The sequence below is a fragment of the Micromonospora sp. 4G55 genome, from assembly GCF_016803375.1.
This window is the reverse complement of the sequence record NZ_JAEVHN010000277.1, coordinates 1-7,761: the sequence shown is the minus strand read 5'-3', so window position 1 is coordinate 7,761 and position 7,761 is coordinate 1. Positions and strand designations below refer to the sequence as shown.

Below are 7,761 nucleotides of genomic sequence, written 5' to 3'. Positions count from 1 at the left end.
TGACCCGGCACGGCCCGGTCACCGTGGCGGTGTTCGGCGGTGGCGACCCGCGTCGCGCGATGAGCGTCCGGGACGCCGTGCGCGACCTGCTGAACGTGCTGCTGGACTCCGGGGCGGACGTCTTCCTCGTCTCGCCGGAGCTGACCCCCGCGCTGCAGGCCCACGTCGACGCCGGGCGGCTGCACTGGGCGCCGCGCCGGTTCGTCCCGGCCGACCTGGACGGCGCCTGGCTGGTCCAGGTCGCCGTCGACGACCCGCTCGCCGCCGCGTCGGTCAGCGTCGCCGCCGCCGAGCGCCGGATCTTCTGCGTACGCGCCGACGACCGCTCCGCCGCCACCGCGTGGACGCCGGCGTGACCCGGCACGGCCCGGTCACCGTGGCGGTGTTCGGCGGTGGCGACCCGCGTCGCGCGATGAGCGTCCGGGACGCCGTGCGCGACCTGCTGAACGTGCGCACCGGTCTGGCCGCCGCCGGGCGGGGCACGACGCCGGGCGGGGCCGCACCCGGTCGGGTGGCGCTGGTGGGTGCCGGGCCGGGCGATCCGGAGCTGATCACCGTCAAGGGCTGGCGGCTGCTCACCGAGGCGGACGTGGTGGTCGCCGACCGGCTGGTGCCCGGGCTGCTCCTCGACGAGCTGCGTCCCGACGTCGAGCTGGTGGACGCCTCCAAGATCCCGTACGGCCCGTCCCGCGCCCAGGAGGAGATCAACCGGATCCTGGTGGACCGGGCCCTGGCCGGGAAGGTCGTGGTCCGGCTCAAGGGCGGCGACCCGTACGTCTTCGGCCGGGGCGGCGAGGAGCTGCTGGCCTGCGCCGAGGCGGGCGTACCGGTGACCGTGGTGCCGGGCGTGACCAGCGCGATCGCCGTGCCCGCGGTGGCCGGCGTCCCGGTCACCCACCGGGCGGTGGCGCACGAGTTCACCGTCGTCTCCGGGCACGTCGCGCCGGACTCGCCGGACTCGCTGGTGCGCTGGCCGGCCCTGGCCGGACTGCGCGGCACCCTGGTCGTCCTGATGGGACTGAAGAACCTCGCCGCGATCACCGCGACGCTCACCGCGCACGGCAGAGACCCGGCCACCCCGGTCGCCGTGATCCAGGAGGGCACCACCGGCGCCCAGCGGACGCTGCGCTCGACGCTGGGCGCGGTGGCGGCGGACGTGGTGGCGGCGGGCCTGCGCCCGCCCGCCATCGTGGTGATCGGCGACGTGGTCGGCACGCTCGACGTCTGACCGGCTCCCGCCTGGCGCCACGACACCGCGACCCGCCGCGAACGGGGGTGGATCTTCGGCCGGCCGGCGGCTCCGCACGACGTGGCGCCAGACGCGACGGCGGCCGGAGAGGTGTCTCTCCGGCCGCCGTCGTCGCTGGTCAGGTCACTGCTTGAGCATGTTGTCCAGCAGCAGCGCGCAGCGGATCAGGCCGAGGTGGCTGTAGGCCTGCGGGTGGTTGCCCAGGCCGCGCTCGGCGAGCGGGTCGTACTGCTCGGGGAGCAGCCCGGTCGGGCCCGCAGTGTCGATCATCTGCATGAACAGCTCCTCCGCGTCGGTGCGGCGGCCGGTGCGCAGGTACGCCTCGATCAGCCACGCCGTGCAGATGTGGAAGCCGCCCTCCCGGCCGGGCAGGCCGTCGTCCCAGTGGTACCGGTAGACGACCGGCCCGCTGCGCAGGTCCGCCTCGATCCGGAGCACGGTGGAGAGGAAACGCGGGTCGTCGCCCGGCAGCAGCCCGGACAGGCCGATCCAGAGCGAGGAGGCGTCCATGTCCTCGTCGCCGTACGCGACGCTGTACGCCTCGACCGCCTCGTGCCAGCCGTTCTCCAGCACGTTGGCGCCGATCCGGTCGCGCAGCTCCACCCACTCCGGCCGGTCCTCGCCGCCGTGCTGGCGCATGATGTGCAGCGCGCGGTCGACGGTCATCCAGCACATCACCTTGGAGAAGATGTGGTGCCGCGGGGGGAGGCGGGCCTCCCAGATGCCGTGGTCGGGCTCGTGCCAGCGGCGGCGGACCGCCTCGACCATGTTCTCCAGCACCCGCCACTCGTCCTCGCGGACCGAGCCCCGGGCGTCGGCCACGGCGGCGATCAGATCCGCGATCGGGCCGAAGACGTCCAGCTGGAGCTGGTGGTTGGCGAGGTTGCCCACCCGGACCGGCCGGGAGCCGGCGTACCCGGGGAGGGTGTCGATGACCGCCTCGGCGCCCAGCTCGTAGCCGTCGATGGTGTAGAGCGGGTGCAGCCGCTCCGGGTGGCCGCCGGTGCGCTCGACGCAGCCGTCCACCCAGCGCAGCAGCGCCTCGGCCTCCTCGAGGGAACCCAGGTCGACCAGCGCGCGGGCGGTCAGCGCCGCGTCGCGCAGCCAGCAGTAGCGGTAGTCCCAGTTGCGGACCCCGCCCAGCTCCTCGGGCAGCGAGGTGGTCGCCGCGGCCAGGATCGAGCCGGTCGCCTCGTGGCAGAGGCCGCGCAGCGTGAGCGCGCTGCGGGCGACCAGGTCGCGGGCGGTGGTGGGCAGCCGCAGCGAGGCCACCCAGTCCTTCCACGGCTGCTCGGCCTTGGCCTGCCGTTCGTGGATCGGCACGACGTGGTGCTCCAGGCTGTGCGTGCCGAAGCGCAGCTCCAGCACGACCTGGCCGCCGGCGGCGGAGAGGTCGACCATCGCCTGCGCGCTCTCGTTCACTCCGTCGCTTCTGACTTCCCAGGTCACGCCCGGGGCGTAGAGCGCGGCCGGCTCGTTGGAGCCGAGCACCAGCAGGCCGTCGTCGAGCGGTTGCAGCTGCACCGCCACCTGCCCGAACTCCGGGCGCGGGGCGAAGTCGATGCGGGCCTTGCCGGAGCCGGTCAGCACCCGGACCAGGGTCGAGTCGCCGGTGATGATCGCCGGGCCGTCGGGGGTGGTCTCCCGGGCCGGCAGGTCGAGCCAGTCGGTGACCGTCAGGCCCGACCAGCGGGTCTCCACGGTCATGGTGCCACTGCGGTAACGCTGCCCCAGCGGGATGCCGCCGCGCTCCGGGACGATGCTGAAATGGCCGGCCGGGCTGCCGCCGACCAGGTCGGCGAAGATCGCCGCCGAGTCCGGCTTGGGGTGGCAGAGCCAGCTGACCTTGGCCTCGGGGGTGAGCAGGGCCACCGTCCGGCCGTTGGCGAGCATCGAGTGCCGCTCGATCGGGACGGCCCGCTCGCCGAAGAGCCAGTGCCGGCGGGTCTCCAGCAGCAGGCCCAGGGCCCGGGCCGCCTCGATCGGCTCGGCGACCCGATAGCCGGCCTGGGTGTCGCCGGGACCGATCTTGATGCCGACGTCCGGGCCGTGCAGGTTGCCGAAGGCGTTCTCGTCGGTGACGTCGTCGCCGATGAAGAGCACCGCGCTGGCCGAGAGCTGGGTGCGCAGCTGGTCGACGGCGGTGCCCTTGTGGGTGGCGACCACCGACAGCTCGATGACCTCCTTGCCCTGGGTGACCGTGACGTCGTCCCAGGTCGCGGGGCCACTGCGGACCGCCTCGATGGCGCCGCCGCGACCTGCGGGTCGACCCCGCGGGTGTGCAGGGCGATGCTGGCCGGCTTGCGCTCCAGCCGGACGCCCGGGTGGGCGGCGGCGATCTCGCGCAGCGCGTCGCGCAGCCGGGTGCGGACGGCGATCAGCTCGGGGGAGAGCCGCTCGACGAAGCCGATGTCGAACTCGGAACCGTGGCTGCCGACCAGGTGGACCTCGCTGGGCAGCCGGGAGAGCGCGGCCAGGTCGCGCAGCGCCCGACCGGAGACCACCGCGACGGTGGTCTGCGGCAGCGCGGCGAGCGCCCGGACCGCGGCGACCGACTCCGGCAGCGGCACGGCCTTGCTCGGGTCCTCCACGATCGGCGCGAGCGTGCCGTCGTAGTCGCAGGCGACCAGGAGCTGGGGGACCCGGGCGATCCGCCCGATGGCGGCGAGCAGCTCGGGATCCATCGTCCCGGCGGCCGGGGTCACGATGTCGGCGGGGGCGTTCACGCGGCCTCCACCCCGGACGTGCCGAGCTCGGTGAGGAACGATTTCGCCCAGTGCCCCACGTCATGGGCGCGCAGATGGCGTTGCATGATCCGCATGCGTCGACGGGCCTCCGGCTTCTCCACGTGTACGGCCCGCAGCAGGGCGTCCTTGACCGCGTCCGGGTCGTGCGGGTTGCACAGGAATGCCTGGCGCAGCTCGGTGGCCGCGCCGGCGAACTCGCTGAGCACGAGCGCGCCGCCCTGGTCGGCGCGCGATGCCACGTACTCCTTGGCCACCAGATTCATTCCGTCTCGCAGGGGGGTCACCATCATCACGTCCGCCGCGACGTACATCGCGGCCAGCTCGGAGCGACTGTACGACTGATGCAGATAATGCACCGCCGGCACACCCACCCGTCCGAATTCGCCATTAATCCGACCAACCTCGCGTTCCACCTTGACGCGAAGTGCCTGGTAGTGCTCCACCCGCTCGCGGCTGGGCGTCGCGACCTGCACCATAACCGCGTCCGGCACTGTCAGCTTTCCGTCAGCGAGGAGTTCCCGGAAGGCTTTCAGTCGAAGTTCGATGCCCTTGGTGTAGTCGAGCCGGTCGACGCCCAGGATGATCGTCTTCGGGTTGCCCAGCTCCTCGCGGATCTGCTTGGCCCGGGCCTGGATCGCCGGGTCGGCGGCCATCCGCTCCATCTCCTGGGTGTCGATCGAGATGGGGAAGGCACCGGCCTTCACCTGCCGCCCGTCCACCTGGATCATCTGGCCCTCGTAGCGCAGGCCGAGCAGGTGCCGGGCCAGCCGGACGAAGTTCTGCGCGGCCAGCCGCTGCTGGAAGCCGACCAGGTCGGCGCCGAGCAGCCCGCGCAGGATCTCGGTGCGGAACGGCATCTGCATGAACAGCTCGATCGGCGGGAACGGGATGTGCAGGAAGAAGCCGATCTTCAGGTCCGGCCGCAGCTCGCGGAGCATCGCCGGGACCAGCTGGAGCTGGTAGTCCTGGATCCAGACCGTGGCGCCCTCGGCCGCCACGTCCGCCGCGGCCTCCGCGAACCGGGCGTTGACCAGGCGGTACGCCTCGCGCCAGCGGCGCTTGTACGCCGGGGTCTCGACCGCGTCGTGGTAGAGCGGCCAGATGGTGGCGTTGGACTGGCCCTCGTAGTAGCGCTCCAGCTCCTCGGCGCTCAGCGGCACCGGGTGCAGGCGGATGCCCTCCAGGTCGAACGGCTCCGGAGCGGCGCCGGTCCCGCCGGCCCAGCCGACCCAGGTGCCCTGGTGCTCGGCGAGGACGGGGTGCAGGGCGGTCACCAGCCCGCCCGGGCTGCGTCGCCACTGCCGTCCCTCGGGTGTGCTCACCTCGTCGACCGGCAATCGGTTCGCCACTACGACAAAGGAGCTACGGACGGTCACGATCGGCCACCTCCGGGTACTGACGGGTCCACCGCGATGAGAGTCTGAGCCTAGCTGCGGCGTCTGGTGCCCCGTGCCGGAGTCACCTACCCGTCCCACGGTCGCTGAACCGTACCGTGATCATGGCGACAGCCTCGGGCGGAGGTCGGCGATCCCGCGGTCTACCGGCTCGTCGGAAAGCCCCGGGGAGCGAGCCGCGGCGTACTGCTCGGGCGGGGTGATGTGGGCGCGGCGCCCCGTACCTGTCAGGATTGACGACGGCGTGCGCGCGGCCGGCTCCCGGCCGGCGGCGGCGGGTGGCCCTCGCAGCCCGTGCCGTGCCCGCCAATCGGCGACAGCAACCGACGGAGGTAGCCCGCACCGTGGCCCAGTTCATCTACGTCCTGGAAAAGGCGCGCAAGGCGCACGGCGACAAGGTCGTGCTCGACAACGTGACGCTGAACTTCCTGCCGGGGGCCAAGATCGGTGTGGTCGGCCCGAACGGCGCCGGTAAGTCCAGCCTCCTCAAGATCATGGCAGGCTGGGACCGGCCGAGCAACGGCGAGGCCCGGCTGATGCCCGGATACACCGTCGGCATGCTCGCTCAGGAGCCCCCGCTCAACGACAGCAAGACCGTCCTCGGCAACGTCGAGGAGGCGGTCGCTGAGACCAAGGCCAAGCTGGAGCGGTTCAACTCCATCGCCGAGCAGATGGCCACGGACTACTCCGACGAGCTGATGGAGGAGATGGGCAAGCTCCAGGAGGAGCTGGACCACGCCGACGCCTGGGACATCGACTCCAAGCTCGAACTGGCCATGGACGCGCTGCGCTGCCCGCCGCCGGACGCCGACGTCACCCAGCTCTCCGGTGGTGAGCGCCGCCGGGTCGCGCTGTGCAAGCTGCTGCTGGAGGCCCCCGACCTGCTGCTGCTCGACGAGCCCACCAACCACCTGGACGCGGAGAGCGTGCAGTGGCTGGAGCAGCACCTGGCCAAGTACGCCGGCACCGTCATCGCCATCACCCACGACCGGTACTTCCTGGACAACGTGGCCAACTGGATCCTGGAGCTGGACCGCGGCCGGGCCTACCCGTACGAGGGCAACTACTCCACCTACCTGGAGAAGAAGGCCGCCCGGCTGGCCGTCGAGGGCCGCCGCGACGCCAAGATGAAGAAGCGCCTCTCCGAGGAGCTGGAGTGGGTCCGCTCCAACGCCAAGGCGCGGCAGACCAAGTCCAAGGCTCGGCTCGACCGGTACGACGAGATGGCCGCCGAGGCGGAGAAGACCCGGAAGCTGGACTTCGAGGAGATCCAGATCCCGCCGGGCCCGCGCCTGGGCAGCACGGTGATCGAGGCCGACAGCCTCAGCAAGGGCTTCGGTGACCGGCTGCTGATCGACCACCTGTCGTTCTCGCTGCCGCGCAACGGCATCGTCGGCATCATCGGCCCGAACGGCGTCGGCAAGACCACGCTGTTCAAGACCATCGTCGGGCTGGAGCAGCCGACCGGTGGCGACGTCCGGGTCGGCCCCACCGTCTCGCTGTCCTACGTCGACCAGGCCCGGCAGGGCCTCGACGGCGACAAGACCGTCTGGGAGGTCGTCTCCGACGGGCTGGACCACCTCATGGTGGGCAAGGTCGAGATGCCGTCGCGGGCGTACATCGCCGCGTTCGGCTTCAAGGGGCCGGACCAGCAGAAACCCACCAAGGTGCTCTCCGGTGGCGAGCGCAACCGGCTCAATCTGGCGCTGACCCTGAAGATCGGCGGCAACGTCATCCTGCTCGACGAGCCGACCAACGACCTGGACGTGGAGACCCTCTCCAGCCTGGAGAACGCGCTGCTGGAGTTCCCCGGCTGCGCCGTGGTCATCTCCCACGACCGGATGTTCCTGGACCGGGTCGCCACGCACATCCTGGCCTGGGAGGGCGACGACGAGAACCCCTCCAAGTGGTTCTGGTTCGAGGGCAACTTCGACGCGTACGAGAAGAACAAGGTCGACCGGCTCGGCGCCGAGGCGGCCCGCCCGCACCGGGTGACCTACCGCAAGCTCACCCGCGACTGAGCATGGCGGACCGTTTCGTCTACGACTGCACGCTGCGCTGGTCCGACCTGGACGCGTATGGGCACGTCAACAACTCGCGCTTCCTCACCCTCTACGAGGAGGCGCGGGTGGCGTTGATGTTCGCCGGCGGCCGGGCGTGGGGGGTGGGCTCGTTCGCCGACGGGGTGGTCATCCGCCGGCACGAGGTCGACTACCTGCGCCCGGTCGACTACGCGCTCGGCCGGGCCACCGCGGAGGCCGCCCCGACCGTCCGGATCGAACTCTGGGTGGAGGAGATCCGGGCCTCCCGGTTCACCGTCGCCTACGAGCTGTTCGACGGCGACGTGCTGGCCAGCACCGCCCGGTCGGTG

At 72.0% G+C, this 7,761-nt stretch carries 3 protein-coding genes and 2 pseudogenes; 3 read left to right on the top strand and 2 right to left on the bottom strand.

Features of this window, described 5'->3' with window-relative positions; all coding sequences use genetic code 11:
• Positions 1–23: 23 nt before the first annotated feature.
• Positions 24–1,228, top strand: a pseudogene (gene cobA / locus JNW89_RS21125) (uroporphyrinogen-III C-methyltransferase).
• A 144-nt stretch (positions 1,229–1,372) separates the two neighbouring features.
• Here cobA and JNW89_RS21120 read toward each other — a convergent pair.
• Together JNW89_RS21120 and JNW89_RS21115 are read right to left on the bottom strand one after the other, a co-directional pair.
• Positions 1,373–3,819, bottom strand: a pseudogene (locus tag JNW89_RS21120) (trehalase-like domain-containing protein); the annotation flags it as partial.
• A gap of 152 nt (positions 3,820–3,971) precedes the next feature.
• Positions 3,972–5,372 (bottom strand): trehalose-6-phosphate synthase, encoded by a 1,401-nt coding sequence (locus JNW89_RS21115; protein ID WP_238450214.1) that lies wholly within the window; start codon positions 5,370–5,372, stop codon positions 3,972–3,974.
• Between the two features lie 362 nt (positions 5,373–5,734).
• Between JNW89_RS21115 and ettA the strand changes: the two genes are divergently transcribed.
• On the top strand, positions 5,735–7,411 hold the full coding sequence (gene ettA, locus JNW89_RS21110) for an energy-dependent translational throttle protein EttA (protein ID WP_238450213.1): 1,677 nt from the start codon (positions 5,735–5,737) through the stop codon (positions 7,409–7,411).
• 2 nt (positions 7,412–7,413) lie between these two features.
• Positions 7,414–7,761, top strand: a 348-nt coding sequence (locus tag JNW89_RS21105; RefSeq protein WP_238450212.1) for a thioesterase family protein, incomplete at its 3' end; no start/stop codon positions are given.